Origin of the sequence: Nocardia sp. NPDC005978 (assembly GCF_040614455.1) — a bacterium.
Lineage (GTDB): Bacteria > Actinomycetota > Actinomycetes > Mycobacteriales > Mycobacteriaceae > Nocardia.
Window position 1 is genome coordinate 17,617 of sequence record NZ_JBEXUS010000038.1, and the last position, 17,660, is coordinate 35,276.

Consider the following 17,660-nt stretch of genomic DNA (forward strand, 5'->3'; position numbering starts at 1 on the left):
GGGCTTCACGGGTTCTGAATGGACTCGGGCCGCAGGTCGAACTCGATGCCCGTGAGTTCCGCGGAGGCCGTCCAGAGGCGTTGCGCGATGATCGGGTCGGCGGCTTTGGCGGACCGGCCGACGAGTGTGGGATGGCCGTGCATTTCGCGTCGTCCGTCCGGACCGATGTAGCTGGCACCGGGCAGGTCCTGGGTCGCGGCGAACAAAGTGGGCAGCGCGCCCTGTTCGCTGCTTTGGGCCAGGGCGTTGCCCACCGCGCGGACGGCGGCGACGAGAAACCTGTTGCGGCCCTGGGTGCCCAGATTCGTGGCGGCGTACCCGGGGTGCGCCGCCAGCGCCCGGATCGGCGATCCGACCGCGCGCAAACGGCGATCGAGTTCCAAAGTGAACAGCAGGTTGGCGAGTTTGGATTGACCGTAGGAGGCCGCGAACCCGTACTTTCGACGGGACAGTTCGAGGTCGTCGAAGTGGATATCACCGGCCCGGTGCGCGCCCGAGGCCAGCGTCACCACGCGGTCGGTGAGGTTCGGTAGCAGCAGGTTGGTCAGCGCGTAGTGGCCGAGATGATTTGTGCCGAATTGCAGATCGAAGCCGTCCGCGGTGCGCGAACCGGGAAATCCGGCCACCCCGGCGTTATTGATCAGAATGTCGACCGGCCGGTTCCAGTTCCCGGCGAATTCCCGTACCGAGGCCAGATCGGCGAGATCGAGGCGGCGAACCTCGTTACGCCCGCCCACTACGGCTGCGGCTGCCTTACCACGCCCGGTGTCGCGCACCGCGAGTACTACGTGAGCGCCGGCCTGCGCGAACGCCGTTGCGGTCGCCAGCCCGACCCCGCTGTTCGCGCCCGTCACGATGACGGTGCGCCCGTCGAGCGCTGGCATATCAGTTGTGGTCCATCCGGTGCGTGCCATCCCTGCGAACCTACCCGCCAGAGTCGGGCCTGGCTCTGCGCGGAGAACATCGCGATGGGTGTTGCCACTGTCTCGCGGATGCTCGCACTCGCCGACCACGCCCTCCCAGGGATGAAATCGCCTCGGATCGGGACCAGCACATGATGACGCCCGAAATGGCCTCTTATTAGGGGCTTTTCAGGCGTTGGGCAGGTGTGGGACGCCTCGGGTGTTGCTGGCAACGCCGGACTATCGGGTCGTGTCACCGCGACGTCTCCGAATCCGCGACCGTCCGCAGCGAGCGGAGCGTCACGACGGCGAGTACGGCCGTCGTCGCCCCGCACACGAGCGCGGTGAGGTTGAGGCCGTTCGTGAACGCCGCACGGGCTGCGGCGAAGACGGCGTCACCGAGGATCGGAGGCAGGTCTGCCGCAGCGGCGTCGGCAGCTGCTAGTGAATCCCGCGCTGCCGCAGGCATATTCGGCAGCGCAGCCGCGGACATCTCGGATCGGTACACCGCGGTACCGACGACGCCGAGCAGGGCGATGCCGGTGGCGACACCGAACTCCATGCCGGTCTCGGACATGGCCGCGGCCGAGCCCGCCCGCTCCGGCGGCGTGGTCCCGATGACCAAATCGGTGCCGAGCACCATGAGCGGACTGATGCCGGCGTAAACCAGGACGAAACCCGCTATCAGCAGCGGCAGACCCCCGACGGCGTCGACGAACGCCAGGGTCAGATAGCCCGATGTCGCCAGTGCCAGCGCGGCCGCGATGACGAATCGCGGCGGCGTCCTGCGGACGATGATCGGGGTCAGCGTCGAGGAGAGAATCAGCGCGCCCGCGGGAGGCAGCAGCCAGAGGCCGGCGGTAAGCGGCGTGAGACCGCGCACCAATTGCAGATATTGCGTGATGAACAGATAGCTGCCACCGACCGTTCCGAGGCCGAAGAGCAGAATAAACAGTGCCGCACGGAAAGTCGGATTGCCGAACAAGCGCAGCTCCATCAGCGGAGGCTCGAGTGTACGTTGCCTGCGCACGAAGGCCCGGCCGAATACGAAACCGACCAGGATCGACACCAACGGCAGGGCGGAAATCCCGGTCTCGGCCGCCTTTTTGATACCGAAGACCAGGGGCAGGATCGTCAGCAGGCTCAGCAGCACACTGGGCACGTCGATGCCGCCGGCGTCGGCATCCCGGTACTCCGGTAGCAGTGCCGGGGCCGTGGCCAGCAGCAGCGCCATGATCGGCACGGCCAGCAGGAACACCGAGCCCCACCAGAACGACTCCAGCATGACCCCGCCGATGATCGGACCCGCGGCCATACCGGCCGACATACACGTTGCCCACACCCCGATGGCCATCGTGCGCTGTCCGGCGTCGCGGAACATATTGCTGATCAACGCGAGGGTCGACGGCATCAGGGTCGCACCCGCTATCCCCAGCAGTGCGCGAGCGAGGATCAGCTGCAGCGGGCTGGTGGCGAAGGCCGCGAGTACCGACGCCGCGGCGAATCCGCTCGCGCCGAACATCAGCAGTCTGCGCCGGCCGACGCGGTCACCGACCGTGCCCATGGTGATCAGGAAACCGGCGATCATGAAGCCGTAGATGTCGGCGATCCACAGCTGTTCGATTCCGGTCGGCCGCAGATCCGCCGTCAGGTGCGGTACGGCCAGATAGAGGACGGTGACATCCATCGCGAGCAACAGGGTGGGCAGGGTGAGTACCGCGAGGCCGAGCCATTCGCGCGGGCCTGCAGCGGATTCGACCGTTCGATGGCTGGACGGAGAGTGGGAATCGGACATGCGGCTACGCTAAAGTCTCACATCAATGTGAGAGTCAAGTATCCGCAGGAGGTTCGGTGCGAATCGGGGCATTGCAGCGGCGCACCGGCGTGAGCCCGCGTCTGCTGCGTTACTACGAGGAGCAGGGACTGCTGCACCCGCACCGGCACCCGTCGGGGTACCGCGAATACACCGAATCCGACGTCGACACGGTGCTCAACATCCGCAACCTGCTCGCCGCGGGCCTGTCCACCACGACAATCGCCGACCTGCTCCCCTGCATGTCCACCGGCGATGGACAACTCATCGCCGACTGCCCCGAACTGTTGGTCGACCTCTATCGCGAACGCGACCGCATCACCGCGAACATCATCGACCTGGAAACCGCCCGCCGCGCGCTGGACACCGTAATAGCCACCGCGCCAGCCGAAGTCGTCAATGCGGTCGAACGTTCAGCCACCTGACCACGCCCGACCGTTCCCGCTTCGACCTGGACCTGACCGTCGAGAGCGGCCGCATCACTCGCTACCACGTCCGTGCGACAGCCAAAGGTGCGCGACGGGCCGACACGGCACGATGCCGAGCACTAAGGTTCCGGACATGAGTGAGCAGTTTCCGGACCGAATCTGGGGTTCGCGCACCAACCTCCTTTCCCGTGTTGCCAGCCCGTTCGCCGCGACCAAGCTCGGGTCTCTGGTGGTACGCAAGCTCACGCCGCTGGATCGGCGGATTCTCGAGCGCACCGGCTGCAAATACACCGTGCTCGGGCCGATCGGCGCGCCCGTCATCCTGCTCACCACCATCGGGCGCAAATCCGGGCAGCCCCGCACCACCCCGCTGCTGTACGTGCACGACGGGGACACGCTGTACGTGATCGGCAGCAATTTCGGACAGCAACACCACCCGGCCTGGACCGGGAACCTGCTGGCCAATCCCGACGGCGAGGTCACCATCGCCGGACAGCGGATTCCGGTGCGCGCCAGACTCATCGAGGACGAGACGCGCAAGGGCGAGATCTTCGCGCGATTCGAGGAGACCACACAGGCGTACACCGCCTACAAGAACCGCACCGCGCGCGATTTGCGTATTTTCGCCCTGACAAGATAGGCCGGTGGCCGACTCAGCAGGCAGTGTTGCGCGTTCGGCCCCCGTGTCGAGGGTGCCTGGACCTCACCTTTGACGACATGGCAAAGGCAAAGGAATACGTCTATCTCACCGAGTCGGCCGCATGGTTCGTGGTGTCCGATATCGGCAAGCGCCTCGTCCGGTGGGAATCCCCCGCGAAACCAATCCCAGGTACCTCATCGCCGAGCGGTACGACATGTCAGACGAGCGCTTGACGCTCGCATGGCAGTCCAGTAGCGGTCGTCCATGTCACTGCACGCGAGGATCCAGACCCTGCAAGCGGGTTTTCAGTGGTGCGCCGGCCGATCGGCGGCGGACAGCCGCGGTGATGTGAGTCACACATCCCGTCTCATTAGTCCCGATCCATGGCCGCCGGTCCCGGTTGGCTGAAGGATCTCGGTCGACCGCCGGCCAACGCCTCAGAGATCGGCGACAAGGTAAGGAACGCGATGACACCACCGAAGGAGAACGCGCTCGCCGCGGCCGTCCGCGCGGCCTCGAGCCGTGATGCCGACCTCCATATCCTGAACAAGGACGAAAACCACTGGGACAGATGATCGGGTACCACGGTGACACCCCGATCGGCGCCGGGGAATGGATCGGCACCGGAGACCTGGGCTACCTGGTCGACGACCAGCTCGTCGTCTGCGGCCGCAGCAAGGAGTTGATCACCATCGCGGGGCGGAACATCTTCCCGCAGGAGATCGAGCGGGCGGTCGTGGGTGTCGCGGGGGTTCGCCCGGGCGCCATCGCCGCGGTCAGTGGTGGTGGCAGTGGAGCACGGCGTGACCAGCTCGTCGTCGTGGCCGAGTACTCCGGCGACGACAAGAAAGCCGCTCGCCGGTTGATCTCCGAACGGGTCGCGGCCGAATGTGGGGTCACGCCGGGGCTGGTGGATCTGGTGCCGGTCGGAGAACTCCCCAAGACCACCTCGGGCAAATTGCGACGCGTGGAGATCGCGGCCGGGTATCGCTGAATCACCTGCCATCTCACGCCACTCGACCACGGCAACATCACCGATCGCGCCGAAGGTGGTCACCGCCCGGTCTGCGAAGTAGCGGTCTTCTCACAGCACAGCGCCCGCGTCGTCGTTGACGCGGGCGCCGTGTAGTTCGTTCCGGGAATCAGTGCGCGAGCACCGGTTCCCCTTCCGCGGGCGCCGGAACCGTGTTGGGCATCAGGATCCCGGTCAGGACCGCGCCCGCCACGAAAATCGCGGTGGCCCACCAGAAGCTGGTGGTGTAGCTCTCGATCTGGGCCTGTGCGGCAGCCAGTGCGCTGGGCTGATGCGAACCGAGGTAGTCGGTCGCGGCCGAGGCGGCGATGGTGCTCAGCAGCGCGGTGCCGATCGAGCCGCCGACCTGCTGGCTGGTGTTGACCATCGCCGAGGCGACGCCCGCGTCCTCGTGGTGCACACCCGAGGTCGCGCCCTGGAAGGCGGTCGACATCGCGCCACCGAGGCCGAGGCCCATGAGCACCAGTGCCGGAAGGATATTGGCGACGTAGGAGCTGTCCAGGCTGATCTGGGTCAGCAGGCCCATGCCGGCCGCGGCGACCAGGAAGCCCGCGCTCACCACGATCTTCGGGCCGAGTTTGGGCAGCACCAGCGAGGGCACGGTGGTCGAGGAGATGACCATGCCCGCGACCATCGGCAGGAAGGCCAGGCCGGTCTTGATCGGCGAGTAGCCCATGCTCAGCTGCATGTAGTAGGTCAGGAACAGGAAGATCGCGAACATGCCGATGCCCATGACGAACACCGTCAGGTACGAACCGCCGCGGGTGCGATCGAGCACGATGCGCAGCGGCAGCAGCGGATTCGCGACCCGGGTCTCGAGCCACACGAAGACCGCGAGCAGGACCGCGCCGCCGATCAGGAAGCCCAGGGTGACCGGGTTGGTCCAGCTGGTCGACTCGGCGTGCGAGAAGCCGTAGACGATGCCGAACAGCGCGGCCGTGACCACGAGGGTGCCCGGGATGTCGAGCTTGGGGCGTTCGGTGACCGCGTGCTTGGCCAGCAGCAGCACCGCGCCGACCAGCGCGACGGCGGCGAAAGCGAGGTTCACGAACATCACCCAGCGCCACGACGCCCATTCGGTGAGCATGCCGCCCAGCAGCAGGCCGATGGCGCCGCCGGCGCCCGCGACCGCACCGAAGATACCGAAAGCCTTTGCGCGCTCGGACGGTTCGGTGAAGGTGACACTCAGCAGCGACAGGGCCGCGGGCGCGAGCAGCGCGCCGAACACACCCTGACCGACGCGCGCGGCGACCAGCATCTCGAAGCTGGTGGCCGCGCCGCCGATGGCCGAGGTGACCGCGAAACCGACCAGGCCGACGATGAAAGTGTTGCGGCGGCCGAACAGGTCGCTGAGGCGACCACCCAGCAGCAGGAGGCTGCCGAAGGCGAGCGCGTATCCGGTGACGACCCATTGGCGGTCGCCGTCGCCGAAGCCGAGGTCCGCCTGCGCCGCGGGCAGCGCGATGTTCACGACGGTCGCGTCGAGTACGACCATGAGCTGTGCGACGCCCAGAACGGCGAGCACCCACCAGCGCAGAGCATGCGAGCCGCGGCGGCCCGAATCCGTCTTCTCGGGGGCGGGTGCCCCACGGTCGTACGTGGTTGTCATGAGTCCCCTTGGTGTCGAAGCGTGATGCGGAGGGCGAATCTCCGCTTATCGAGTAAGCTAGCACCATAACGGAGGACATTCCTCCACTTAGTCTCGCGCGTCTCATCGGGAGGCACATGTGAACCACACCACAACCGGGTCCCCACCTCGGCGTTTGCGCGCCGACGCGGTCCGCAATCAGCGCCGGATCGTCGAAGCGGCCCGCGAGCTCTTCGCCGACCGCGGGCTGGAGATCTCCCTCGATGACGTAGCCGAGCGCGCGGGGGTGGGCATCGGGACGGTCTACCGCCGCTTCACGGGCAAGGACGAACTGATCGCCGAGGTCTTCGCGGCCAATGTCGGCGAGTTCGCGATCGCCGCCGAGACCGCGGCCGCCCACCCCGACCCGTGGGAGGGGCTGGTGCAGTTCTTCGAGTACGCGTGCACGCACCTCGCCACCAACCGGGGTCTCAGCGAAGTAATGCTGGAACTCGACAACGATCTCGACGGCCTGGCCGAGATGCGGAATCGCATCAAGCCGGTCATCTCGGCGGTGGTCGGTCGCGCCTGCGCGGCGGGCGTGATCCAACCCGATATCGAGCCGTCGGACATCTTCGCCCTGGTCCACATGATCGATTCGCTGGCCGAGTTCGCCCGACCGGTGAACCCCGACCTCTGGAGGCGCTACCAGGCCGTCGTCCTCAACGGGATCCGCGGCGACGCGGCTCCTCGTCTCGCGCTGACCGTGCCCCCGCTCACGGACGAACAGGTGGAGATGGCGAAGTCCCATATCTGTACGGGCCGGAAGCGCTGATACGCCGGCCTGCTCGCCGGCCGATGTCAGTGCCCGCCATCGCCCGCACTCCCCCTGTTCGTCCGATAACGCGCGGCAGAGTGTCACCGGCTCCGGACATCCGAGAGACCCGAAACGAGGTTCGCCGGGCTCAGTTGCCGTAGCGAGCAGCCTGCGCGGAGGTATCCGGCTCAGGGATGTAGCTCGCGGCCGAGGGTTCGACCGGCTTCTCCTCGATCCACTCGCGCGGCTCGGGAGGCAGATGCCGCCAGTGCGCCCGCGGATCGGGCTCGGCGTCGTTCGCGGTCACTTCAAGATCCCCGTCGTACCTGCGCCGAAGAGTGTGAGTCCGGCCATCGTGACGGCCGCGATGATTGCTTTCACTGTGTTCCCCCTTATTCACGAAAATCAGTCTGCTGTTGACGAACCCTTGAAGTCGGCCTGCCGATCCCCGGGTATGCCGTTCGACACCAACACTTTCCGTGGCGCCGAGTGGCGAACACCAGTGAAGTCCTCAACGCCGGTGCGAGGAAGCGGACACGGGCTCGGATCGCGGGAATGTGCTGTTCCAAGCCATGATTCGAGTTATCCGGTCAGGACACCATGGACGGATCAGCCGTCCCTTCACGCCCGAGTTCGAAGACAGCATCGACCGGCGAGCGCCGGCGCCCAGTGGATGGTTGGTGGATTCCGGCAACCGCTCCGATTCACCCACGCAGTTCGATGAGGAATCGCTCGGCGCGCTCGGCGAACAGGTGCGCCTCACGCTGCCGAGCCAGGGCGCGGGCGCGCTCGGCCGCGCGGACCGCGGCGTGATCGTCGCCCTCGGCCCGGGCGAGTTCGGCGCGGACGAGGATGACGAGGGGCTCGGCCGATCGCTGCCCGTAGCGGATGAGTGCGTCATCGGCGCGATCGAGGGCCGCCGCGGCGGCCGCCGAAGAGCCGGCGGCCAAATACATTTCGGCCAGCAGCGCGAGCCAGGTCGAGACGCAGGTCCGTGCGGGGCTGCTGAGATTGCCGCGGATGAGCTCGTCGGCCGCGCCGGCGGCATCGGCCGGAGCGAGTCCGGTCAGTGCCTGCCCCCACAGGCGAGCCAGTCGCAGGTAGGTGCCGAGGGAGACGAACGAGAACTCGGGATCGACCGCTATGCCGCGGTCGGCCGCCCGTAGTGCTCCGAGCGCATCACCCGCGACCGCGGCGGTTCTGGCCTCGAACGAGGTGGCGACGGTGACCGCGTAGGGATCGCGACCGGCTGCCATGCCGAGGGTGGCGAACAGGTCGTCGGCGCGTGCCAGGTCGCCGTGGTAGCCGGTGATCTCGGCGAACATACCCGCGGCCATCAACTGCACACCGTCACGAACCGGGTCGTTCTCCAGCGGATCGAGCTGCGGCACGAGGGCCGGGCTGATGGCATCGAGGCGGCGGAAGGATTCTCCGACCTCGCCGATGCACCAGCGATGGATGCCGACGGCGGTCGTTCCGTACATGCGGACGACGGGATCGGCCGATGTCGAGGCGAGCCGGTCGAGCTGGTCGGCGAGCACGGTGCTCTGCTCGAGTTGCAGTCCCTGACCGTGCGCGGTCCAGCGCGAGAACAGAAATCCGGTGGCGACGCGTTCGTCCCCGAGTCGCCTGGCCACCTGCTCGGCCCGCTCGAGCAGGCTGACCGAGGCGATGCCGTACATCGAGCGCATGCCCACGACCGCGATCAGCTGCGAGAGGGCGGCGAGCTCCAGTTCGAGTAGCGACGCCTTGCGCGCCAGCTCGACCGCGGACCCGAGGTGCCGTTCGGCGGCCTGCAGCGAGGTCTTGGCGGTAGCCCGGGAACCCGCGCCGATCAGCGCCGAGACGGTTCGGCCGGGATCGGTGATCGGACCCGCCGACCACAGGTGGTGCGCCAGCCGTTCGGGAGCGGACTCGTCGCTCAGCGCGCCCGTCTCGATCGCGTCCGCGATATGTCCGTGGATCGCCGAGCGCCGCACCGGCGAGACTCCCTCCGACACCGCTTGGCGAACCAGGTCATGGGTGTACCGATAGGAGAAGGGATCATCGGCTACCGGGCCGATCAATCCGAGATCGCGCACCGGCTCGAGCCGCTCGAGGCAGGTTCCGACGTCGAGGGACGCCGCACGGGCGAGTAGGAGCAGCTCGACCGAGCGCCCGATCAGCGCGGCCACCTCGAGCAGCGCGATCGTGTCACCGCCCATGGCGGCCAGCCGGTCGCGCACGACATCGCGCACGGTGAGCGGAACACCGCTCAACGCGACGGCCTCGGTGGCGCTCACACCTTGCGGCCCGAGCAGCCGTGCCAGTTCTCGCACGAAAAAGGGGTTGCCGGTGGTGCGTCGGTAGATCATCTCGATGACCTCGGCCGGGGGGATGATTCCGGTCTCGCTGCGCACGAGCTCGCCGACCTCCGCCGGAGCGAGTGGGCCCACGAATATTCGCCGGTGCCCGGAGGTTCGGCTCATCGTCGCCAGGGTTCGGGTCAGCTCGAGGCTCGGGGCCGTGCCTCGGTCTCGCATCGCGGCGATCACCGCCACCGCGGGCGGAAGCCGCTTGACGACGGCATCGAGCAGTTGCAGCGAGCTGGGCTCGGCCCACTGCAGGTCGTCGAAGATGAGCGCGACGGGCCGGGCCGCGGCGGATTCGGTGATCACATCGACCATCTGCTCGAGCAGCCGGAAGCGAGCGTTTCCATCGAGATTCGCCGGCATCTCGTCGCGATGGGCGCCCACGAAGTGACCGAGGTCGCGCGAGAGCCAGTGCTCACTCCGCCCTGCCGGCAGCGCGTCGAGCAGGCCGGTCGCCACTTCCACCCAGGGCCACATCGTCGGTGCGCCGTCACCGTCGAGGCAATGGCCCCAGACGACCAGGGCCCCGCGGGACTCGGCATCGTGCGCGAGAGACTCCATCAGTCGGCTCTTGCCCACCCCGGGCTCGCCCTCGAGCACCACGATCGCCCGCCCACCGAGCAGCGCGGGTTCCAGGGCGCGATCCAGGGCGGCCAGTTCCTCGGATCGGCCGACGATCCCAGGTCGCGCGACCGGTGTCCGCAGGCTCTCGTCCGCTGCCGACAGCATGCCGAGAGTGGCTGTGGGCGAGAGGATTACGGGAGACGTGCGCGGTGCATCCGACCAGGCCGTCAGCTGGGTCAGGACGCCCTGGCGGGCCGCGCGCAGGATCGTGCCGGGGTCGATGCCGAGTTCCTCGTCGAGTCGCCGCCGGACCGCGTCGAACACCTCGAGGGCTTCCGCCTGCCGTCCGGCCCGCCCGAGCAGGGTGACCAAGGCGGCCTGTACCGGCTCGTGCAGGGCAGCCATCGCGGCCGCGCGCCGCAGGGCGGGAAGCGCGCGAGTCGATTCACCGAGCGAGTCGGCGAGCCGAGCCACTTCGACACAGGTTTGGAGGAACTCGTCGTTCAGAGCGGCGAAGATCGGTGCCGCGTCGGGATTGTGCGTCCAGCCATCACCGGCCGGGCCGCTCCACAGCGCGACGGCGTCCAGAAAGCGATCGAATGCGGCAGCGGTGTCGCCGGCGGCGAGATCGGACCGAGCGCGAGCGGTGAACTCCCGGAATCGGGCGAGGTCGAGGATGTCGGGCCCGATCGTGCAGACATACCCGCTGGCCCGTTTGAGCAGGAAGGCGCCGGACTCGCGGGCAGGCAGGTCGGGTTGCAGAATTCGGCGGATGGCGCCGATGTACTTGTGCAGCACATTGAGTGCGCTCGCCGGTGCGTCCTCGCCCCAGATCAGGTCGATGAGCTCGTCGGCCCCGGTCGGGCGGCCGTGGCGGGCGAGCAGCAGGCCCAGAAGGTAGGCCTGCTGACGAGGTCCGGCGTGCAATTCGATCTCGCCCTGCCATACCCGCAGGGGCCCGAGCACCTGCAGGCGCAGCTCATCGGCCGCCGCTTCGGGCTCCGCGTCATCTGCGCTCTGCACGAAGAGCTCGATGGTCATGTGCGACTCCCTGGATAGGCGACCCAGTCGTCGAACCCTTGATCGGGGGCTGCTCCGGCGTGGCGTCGAGGTACACTCTACTGGCTGGAGTGCCACTCCAGCCAGTAGAGACCTTCGAGCACAGCGGGTGAAGGGGACGAACACCCGCTGCGCACGGTGTTCCGCCAAGGGGAAAGGCAGTGCGGCAGTCGATGTCCGAGCAGACCGAGCAGGCAACGACTCGAAACCGGCGCGACGAATACGCCGAGATGACCCGCCGCGGGGTCGTCGCGGCTGCCCGGAAACTGTTCGCGGACCACGGCTACGAGCGGACCACGGTCGCCATGATCGCCCGCGAGGCGCGCGTCTCCCCCGCCACCGTCTACGCGCAATGCGGCGGCAAAGAGGGGCTGCTCGGCACCCTGATGGACATGTGGACCACGAGCCCGACGGTCGGCCGCATCATCGGTAACGCCGAGCGTGGCCGCACCGGCCGCGACAAACTGCGCATCCTCGCCGAGGGATACGTCGCCCACGCGGCAGAGGCCGGGGACATCATGCGCATCGTCGAACGGGCGGCGGCCAGCTCACCTCAGGCGCAGGAGTTCATGCGGATCGCCGACGGGAGACACACCGAGGCGCTCGAGATCATCACGCAGGGCATCGCGGATATCGGCGAGCTCGCCGACGGACTCTCGGTGACCGACGCGGCGCGGATCATCTTCTTCCATTTCCGGAACCCCCAGCTCGTGCTGGCGTCGGAGACCTTCGGATGGGGTATCGACCGGGCGCAGCGCTGGCTGCTCGAGCGCGTCGAATCCGCCATTCTCGAGCCCTGACCGTGCCCGTCAACTGATCGTCAACAACGCTCTCCTACGCTCGCGACGAGTACGAGGTCACCGAGAACCGGAGTCGAGGGCGCGCTGACATGGTCTCTGTCCACCACCGCTATGCCAACGTCGGTGGGCACCGAGTGTTCTTCCGCGAGGCCGGTTCTCGTGACCATCCGAGCGTGGTGTTCCTGCACGGATTCCCGACCGGCTCGTCGATGTTCCGGGGGCTTTTGCCGCTGCTCGCGGACCGGTGGCATGTCCTCGCGCCCGATCTGCTCGGATTCGGACTCTCCGACGCGCCACCGGCAGAAGAGTTCGCATACTCCTTCGATTCGCTGGCCACCATCACGGCCGGACTCCTGGCTCAGCTCGGCATCGACCGCTACGCCCTCTACGTGCACGACTACGGTGCACCGATCGGCTGGCGTCTCGCGCTGCGGACGCCGGAGGCGGTGCGGGCGATTGTCAGCCAGAGCGGCAATGCCTACAACGAGGGATTGCAGCCCGAGTTCTTCGTTCCGCTGCGCCGGTACTGGCAGAACCCGGTGCCGGACGCCGAAGCGGGTGCACGCGAAATGCTCACCCTCGACCTGATCCGGTGGCTGTACGTATCGGGCGAACCCAACGAGACGCTCATCGATCCGGCGACGTGGACGCGCGACTACGACCTGATCACCCGGCCCGGCAATGACCGGGTACAGCTCGCACTGTTCGGCGACTATCCCGCCAACCTGATGCTGTACCCCTTGGTACAGCAGTACTTTCGCGCCAGCCAGGTGCCCCTGCTCGCGGTGTGGGGCCGCAACGACCCGGTGTTCGGGCCCGCGGGCGCGCTCGCCTTCGTCACCGATCTCCCCGATGCCGAGGTGCATCTACTCGACGGCGGACATTTCCTGCTCGAAACCGCCTTGCACGACGTCGCCGCTCTGGTCGTGGGCTTCCTCGGCAAACACCTCTGAAATCGGATGTGCGGGTACACAAATCGGTCACTCGCCATCAACAGGCCCTGGTTAGCGTTCGAGTATCGGCCATCGCATCCCGATGGACGAGTCCGCCGCCCCGGGCGGTTCACGAAAGAAGCCCATCATGTCGAACTCCCCCACCGTCGTTCTGGTCCACGGCGCCTTCGCCGACGCCTCGAGCTACGCCCCCGTTGTCCGCCGGCTCTTGGATGCGGGCATCGAGGTGGTAGCGCCGCCGTCGGGCAATCGCAGCCTCGCCGCCGACGCCGCCTACATCGCCTCCGTGGTGCGCCGGATCGACGGCCCGGTCCTGCTCGTCGGGCATTCCTACGGAGGAGCGGTCATCACCGTCGCCGGCAACGAACCCAACGTCGCCGGCCTGGTCTATCTGGCCGCATATGTGCTCGCCGAGGGCGAGAGCCTGGGCGAACTGCAGAACCGCTTCGCCCCCTCGCCCCTGGGCGAAGCCCTGGTCTACACCCCGTATCCGATCGAAGGAGCAGCCGAGCCCGGCACCGACGTGTCGGTCGACGTCACCCGATTCCCGGCGATCTTCGCAGCCGAGGTCGACGCCGCGCTGACCACGGTCCTGGCCGTGTCCCAGCGCCCGCTCGCCGCGGCCGCGTTCGGCGAACCCGCTGTCGGCGCGCCCGCCTGGGCCGAGAAGCCGGCGTGGGGCATCGTCGCCTCCGCCGACCAGGCGATCAACCCCGACGTGCAGCGCTTCGGCTACGAGCGCGCCGGAGTATCGGTCGTCGAGGTCGAGTCCTCACACCTCGTCATGCACGCCCGTCCCGCGGAGGTCGTCGCTGTGATCCGCGAGGCTCTCGCCGCCGTAACCGCCGCGCAGAACGAGCCGGCCGAATCGTCGGCGCGGTAAGCAGCGGCGCGGACACGATGACCGTGCAGCTCTCGAGATATCCGGAGAGCTGCACGGTTGGCGCCGAAACGGATTGAGCCCGTGCACAACCCACGACAGAACGGAACCGCAATGACTCTGACCTCCACGGAACTCGACGAGATCACCGCCGCGAACGCCTCCGGCAAGACCCCGGTCGTGTTCGTGCACGGCCTCTGGTTGCTCTCCAGCAGCTGGCGCGTGTGGCGTGACCTGTTCGAGGACCAGGGCTATGCCACCCTCGCTCCCGGCTGGCCCGACGACCCGGACACGGTCGATCAAGCGAAGGCCAACCCGGACGCCTTCGCGGGGAAGATGGTCAATCAGGTCACCGAGCACTACGCCGAGGCAATCGACGCCCTGGACCGAGCACCGGTGGTGATCGGTCACAGTTTCGGCGGCCTCATCGCGCAGAAGCTCGCCGGCGAATCGAAGAACGCCGCAACGGTCGCCATCAGCCCGGCCCAGTTCCAGGGCGTGACCGCGCTCCCGCCCAAGGCACTCAAAGCCGCGGCGCCCGCGCTACTCCGCTTCAATCACACCAGGCACGGCGTGACACTTACCTGGGAGCAGTTCGCGTTCGGCTGGTCGAACGCGCTGAGCGAAAGCGAGGGCCGCGCACTCTACGAGGAGTTCCACGTCCCCGCGTCGAGTGTGCCGATCTTCCAGGCCGCGACCGCCAATTTCAATCCGTTCGCGGAGACGAAGGTGGTCACCGACAATCAGAACCGAGGGCCGTTGCTACTGATCGCCGGCGCCGAGGACAACACCGTGCCGCAGGCGGTCGTGGAGAACGAATACCGCATACAGCAGAAGAAGGTTGCCGATACCGAGCTTGCGATCGTTCCGAACCGGGGACACTCGCTGATCATCGACTCCGGCTGGCGGGAGGTCGCCGACCTCGCCCTGGCGTTCGTCGACAAGCATTCGTCGCGATTCAACCGCTAGCACGCACGCGGCCGCAGCCCGGCTATCGCACGATCAAACGCGAGTCTCGATAGCCGCTTCCGTCGCCGCCCGGGGCAGGGTCAGATCTGCAACCCTTCCTCGATTCTGCGCAGATTGTGCCGTGCCAGAGCGAGATTGGCGCGTGAGCGGTCCAGCGCCAGATACAGGAACAGGCCCGCGGACGGCTGCGAGTTCAGTGGGCGTAGCAGGTGGTACTGGCCCGCCAGGGTGATCAAGATGTCCTCGATGCCCTCGTTCAGGCCCATCTGCTCGATGGTGCGCATCTTGGCGCGCACCACCTCGGTGTTCCCGGCCGCCCCGACCTGCAGGTCCAACCCCGGCGAACCACCGGCCGTGCCGAGGGTCATCCCGCTGGTGTAATCGACGACCGCGGCGCCGAGCGCGCCGTCGACGTCCATCATTTCCTTCAACGCCACATCCAGATTCGACATCACACGATCCCTTCTTCATGGACTGCGGTGCAATGCAATTCAGGTGGTGCTCGTCGCGGCCGCCGAGGTCAGCAACTCCGCGATCTCGCGGGCGACCGGTCGCGCTTCCAGGTGTACGCGCGCCAGTACCGCGTCGGGGTCGGTCAGCACGGTCAGGACCGCCGTGGCGCCGGCGCCGTAGACCACGGCCCGTCCACCACGTCCTTCGATGACGACCTCGTTCAGGTCCGAAGCGTGGGTGGTCGCGATGAACCGTACCGACAGCGACCACTGGGTCGCCGCCAGCGCCGCGATCCCGCTGGGCTCGATCTCCGCGGGTAGGTTGTGTGCGATCACCAACCCGTCGCTGGAGGCGACCAGTGCGCCCATCAGATACGGGACGCGGTGACGCAACGCTCGTAGCTGAGTATCGATCGATAGATGCGACGACACCGACTCCTGAGATAACAACGGCCGTCCCCTTCCCTTGTCCACGCACGAACCACCTCGCCCGCCTCGACGGCGAGTCGAGCCGCAAGCGATGAACCGTCATGTTCGGCGTTGCACGGTCCTGGAACCCCGTAGCGCCGACCGACCGGTGTCTTGCCGATCGAGTACGCCGGATACACCTCCCGAACCGCTATCGGTTGCACCCCAAGTCAATACGCTGATCAGAACCGCCGTCGCAGACCTGGCCGAGCCTGGCCCACGAGGTCCACGCTCCGTATCTTCGTTCCCGGTATGGATATGAGTCGGTCACGCCACGCTTCTGGCGGCGATGCACCAACTCTTTTGCGCAACAGCTCTATTCGCAAGTGCACGAGCATCGAACGAGGCACTCACACAGTGCCCGCATCGGGTCGAGCTACCTGCATTTCCCGAACGATGTTGGGATACCGGCAGTTTCGAGGCTGTTCGTTCGGATACGAACAAGCATAGCGACCCGGCGGCGAAATCGCAGCAACATCGGCCAGGAACGGGAACGAGAGGATCGCGACGGTCCGCCGGGCGTCATGAGGCTCTCTCGTGGTTGTCGCCGCCCCCGCGGGTACGGACGGTGGTCAGGACCGTAAACGCGAACATCAGGCCGATCAGTACGTCGAACCACTCACCGAACCTCGCATACGGGGTCGGATGAGCGGGTTGGGTCACGGTCGCCAGCACACTCGCGGTTCGGGTGAAGTCCGCTGGGGCGGTGGCACGGATCCGGCCGTTCGCGTCGCTGAGAACCAGGTCGCCCAGCTGTGCCACACGCGCGACGCCGACGCCGGATTCGACGCCGCGCAGCACTGCCATGCGACTGTGCAGCCAGTGGTCGTCGCGAAAGTCCAAGGCGGGGACCAGCAGTAGCGAGGCGCCCTGGTTTCTGTTGGCGCGGACCAGGTCCGGGAAGTCCAGATCGAAGCACACGGCCATCGCCCAGTCGGTGCCGGGCACGGGGGCCAGGCGGGTGCCGGGGACGAGTTCGGCCTCCCATCCCGCGACCAGGTGCTGTTTGGCGTAGACCAGCCCGGACGGGAAGTCGATGGCCGCGCACCCAGACCGAGGTCCTGCCCCTGATTCAAATCGCCGCGGTGACCGGACGACTCGGCATCTGCTTCTAGCCCAGACTCCACCAGGCGCCGAACAGGCCGGTGGCCGAGCCCCGCCGCCGCGACCCGTTCCTCGTCCATGCGACGTGTGCGTTCCCGCAGCAATTCGATCTGTGTGCGGCGCGCCCGCACGCCGGTGCCCATGACCCAGGCGGTGAGGAACGTCAAGGCCGCGTATCCGTAGGCCTCGATCGGCTCGCCCGGGAGCACCAGGGAAACCGGGATCGCCAGCACTCCCCCGGCGACCGCGGTCGCGCGTTCGAAGGGCCGGGCGTAGGCGGCGATTGTGTACGCGCACACCGCGGTTCCGTACGGCAGCATCGGGAGAGCGTGCACGCACGCCAGTGCGACAACCGCGGCCGCGACCACGCCCAGGGTCGGCAGCGGTGCCCGCCTGCGCCACAGCAGCGGCACCGACGCGGCCAACGCCGGCCCGATCACCCACCAGGGTCGCCCCTCGAGTATCTGCGGCCCGACCGTGGCCGCGGTCACCAGCGCCGCGACCGTGCCGTCGACCGCCCACGGTGGCACAGGCGATCGTCCGGACGGCGGTTCCGGCTCGCTGCCCGGTCGCGGTTCTCGGGCGACCCCGTGCCCGATCGTCCGGAGTGAGCGCGGGACGGACTCGCTCGTCGACGGCTCCCGCGCGGCAGAGGTGATCGAGTCGGAATCACGAATGTTCATAGGCCGTCGAGTCTTCCGGTTCCCGTCGCGTCACTGCCGCACGTGTCCGGGATCCGGCTGCTCGATCTCGTGCGGTCGATGGTTCATCATGCACCCGGGTGGACGAGTGCACCGATTCCTGACGTGCCCCGACGGACAGGTGATCCGAGAATCGAGCATCACCATCGACGTCCGGAC

17 protein-coding genes are annotated in these 17,660 nt (G+C 67.5%); 9 read left to right on the top strand and 8 right to left on the bottom strand.

Features of this window, described 5'->3' with window-relative positions:
* Nucleotides 1-5: 5 nt before the first annotated feature.
* Together ABZ319_RS18965 and ABZ319_RS18970 are read right to left on the bottom strand one after the other, a co-directional pair.
* Nucleotides 6-914 carry an oxidoreductase gene (locus tag ABZ319_RS18965; protein WP_354987726.1) on the bottom strand — a complete coding sequence of 303 codons (909 nt, stop codon included), beginning with the start codon at nucleotides 912-914 and terminating at the stop codon, nucleotides 6-8.
* A gap of 241 nt (nucleotides 915-1,155) precedes the next feature.
* A complete protein-coding gene (locus ABZ319_RS18970; RefSeq protein ID WP_354987727.1) occupies nucleotides 1,156-2,697 on the bottom strand; it encodes an MFS transporter in 1,542 nt (513 codons plus the stop codon).
* 56 nt (nucleotides 2,698-2,753) lie between these two features.
* On the opposite strand from ABZ319_RS18970, the gene ABZ319_RS18975 reads away from it, so the two are divergent.
* The 4 genes from ABZ319_RS18975 (at nucleotide 2,754) to ABZ319_RS18990 (ending at nucleotide 4,777) form a co-directional block, all read left to right on the top strand.
* On the top strand, nucleotides 2,754-3,140 hold the full coding sequence (locus ABZ319_RS18975) for a MerR family transcriptional regulator (protein ID WP_354987728.1): 387 nt from the start codon (nucleotides 2,754-2,756) through the stop codon (nucleotides 3,138-3,140).
* Nucleotides 3,141-3,276: 136 nt separating this feature from the next.
* On the top strand, nucleotides 3,277-3,783 hold the full coding sequence (locus ABZ319_RS18980; protein ID WP_354987729.1) for a nitroreductase family deazaflavin-dependent oxidoreductase: 507 nt from the start codon (nucleotides 3,277-3,279) through the stop codon (nucleotides 3,781-3,783).
* Nucleotides 3,784-4,166: 383 nt separating this feature from the next.
* Nucleotides 4,167-4,358 (top strand): hypothetical protein, encoded by a 192-nt coding sequence (locus ABZ319_RS18985; RefSeq protein WP_354987730.1) that lies wholly within the window; start codon nucleotides 4,167-4,169, stop codon nucleotides 4,356-4,358.
* A complete protein-coding gene (locus tag ABZ319_RS18990) occupies nucleotides 4,355-4,777 on the top strand; it encodes a hypothetical protein (protein ID WP_354987731.1) in 423 nt (140 codons plus the stop codon). Before ABZ319_RS18985 ends, ABZ319_RS18990 begins: the two co-directional genes overlap by 4 nt.
* 148 nt (nucleotides 4,778-4,925) lie before the next feature.
* Here the strand turns inward: ABZ319_RS18990 and ABZ319_RS18995 are convergent, their stop codons facing one another.
* Nucleotides 4,926-6,425 carry an MFS transporter gene (locus tag ABZ319_RS18995; protein WP_354987732.1) on the bottom strand — a complete coding sequence of 500 codons (1,500 nt, stop codon included), beginning with the start codon at nucleotides 6,423-6,425 and terminating at the stop codon, nucleotides 4,926-4,928.
* 118 nt (nucleotides 6,426-6,543) lie between these two features.
* Between ABZ319_RS18995 and ABZ319_RS19000 the strand changes: the two genes are divergently transcribed.
* On the top strand, nucleotides 6,544-7,218 hold the full coding sequence (locus ABZ319_RS19000; protein WP_354987733.1) for a TetR/AcrR family transcriptional regulator: 675 nt from the start codon (nucleotides 6,544-6,546) through the stop codon (nucleotides 7,216-7,218).
* Nucleotides 7,219-7,348: 130 nt separating this feature from the next.
* On the opposite strand, the gene ABZ319_RS19005 is transcribed toward ABZ319_RS19000, so the two are convergent.
* Nucleotides 7,349-7,507, bottom strand: a complete 159-nt coding sequence (locus ABZ319_RS19005; protein WP_354987734.1) for a hypothetical protein — start codon at nucleotides 7,505-7,507, stop codon at nucleotides 7,349-7,351.
* A gap of 397 nt (nucleotides 7,508-7,904) precedes the next feature.
* A complete protein-coding gene (locus tag ABZ319_RS19010; RefSeq protein ID WP_354987735.1) occupies nucleotides 7,905-11,156 on the bottom strand; it encodes a BTAD domain-containing putative transcriptional regulator in 3,252 nt (1,083 codons plus the stop codon).
* Between the two features lie 191 nt (nucleotides 11,157-11,347).
* On the opposite strand from ABZ319_RS19010, the gene ABZ319_RS19015 reads away from it, so the two are divergent.
* The 4 genes from ABZ319_RS19015 (at nucleotide 11,348) to ABZ319_RS19030 (ending at nucleotide 14,776) form a co-directional block, all read left to right on the top strand.
* A complete protein-coding gene (locus tag ABZ319_RS19015) occupies nucleotides 11,348-11,974 on the top strand; it encodes a helix-turn-helix domain-containing protein (protein ID WP_354987736.1) in 627 nt (208 codons plus the stop codon).
* A gap of 89 nt (nucleotides 11,975-12,063) precedes the next feature.
* Nucleotides 12,064-12,927 (top strand): alpha/beta hydrolase, encoded by an 864-nt coding sequence (locus ABZ319_RS19020; protein ID WP_354987737.1) that lies wholly within the window; start codon nucleotides 12,064-12,066, stop codon nucleotides 12,925-12,927.
* Nucleotides 12,928-13,054: 127 nt separating this feature from the next.
* Nucleotides 13,055-13,810, top strand: coding sequence for an alpha/beta hydrolase (locus ABZ319_RS19025; protein ID WP_354987738.1), 756 nt, complete (start codon nucleotides 13,055-13,057; stop codon nucleotides 13,808-13,810).
* Between the two features lie 111 nt (nucleotides 13,811-13,921).
* A complete protein-coding gene (locus tag ABZ319_RS19030; RefSeq protein ID WP_354987739.1) occupies nucleotides 13,922-14,776 on the top strand; it encodes an alpha/beta hydrolase in 855 nt (284 codons plus the stop codon).
* Between the two features lie 80 nt (nucleotides 14,777-14,856).
* Here the strand turns inward: ABZ319_RS19030 and ABZ319_RS19035 are convergent, their stop codons facing one another.
* The 3 genes from ABZ319_RS19035 to ABZ319_RS19045 all read right to left on the bottom strand — a co-directional run bounded on the left by ABZ319_RS19035 (nucleotide 14,857) and on the right by ABZ319_RS19045 (nucleotide 16,644).
* Nucleotides 14,857-15,228: a hypothetical protein gene (locus ABZ319_RS19035; RefSeq protein WP_354987740.1), complete on the bottom strand. Its 372-nt coding sequence runs from the start codon at nucleotides 15,226-15,228 to the stop codon at nucleotides 14,857-14,859.
* Nucleotides 15,229-15,267: 39 nt separating this feature from the next.
* The gene (locus tag ABZ319_RS19040; RefSeq protein ID WP_354987741.1) at nucleotides 15,268-15,621 is read right to left on the bottom strand and encodes a roadblock/LC7 domain-containing protein; all 354 of its coding nucleotides are present in this window, start codon (nucleotides 15,619-15,621) and stop codon (nucleotides 15,268-15,270) included.
* A gap of 597 nt (nucleotides 15,622-16,218) precedes the next feature.
* Nucleotides 16,219-16,644: a hypothetical protein gene (locus tag ABZ319_RS19045; protein ID WP_354987742.1), complete on the bottom strand. Its 426-nt coding sequence runs from the start codon at nucleotides 16,642-16,644 to the stop codon at nucleotides 16,219-16,221.
* Between the last annotated feature and the right edge of the window lie 1,016 nt (nucleotides 16,645-17,660).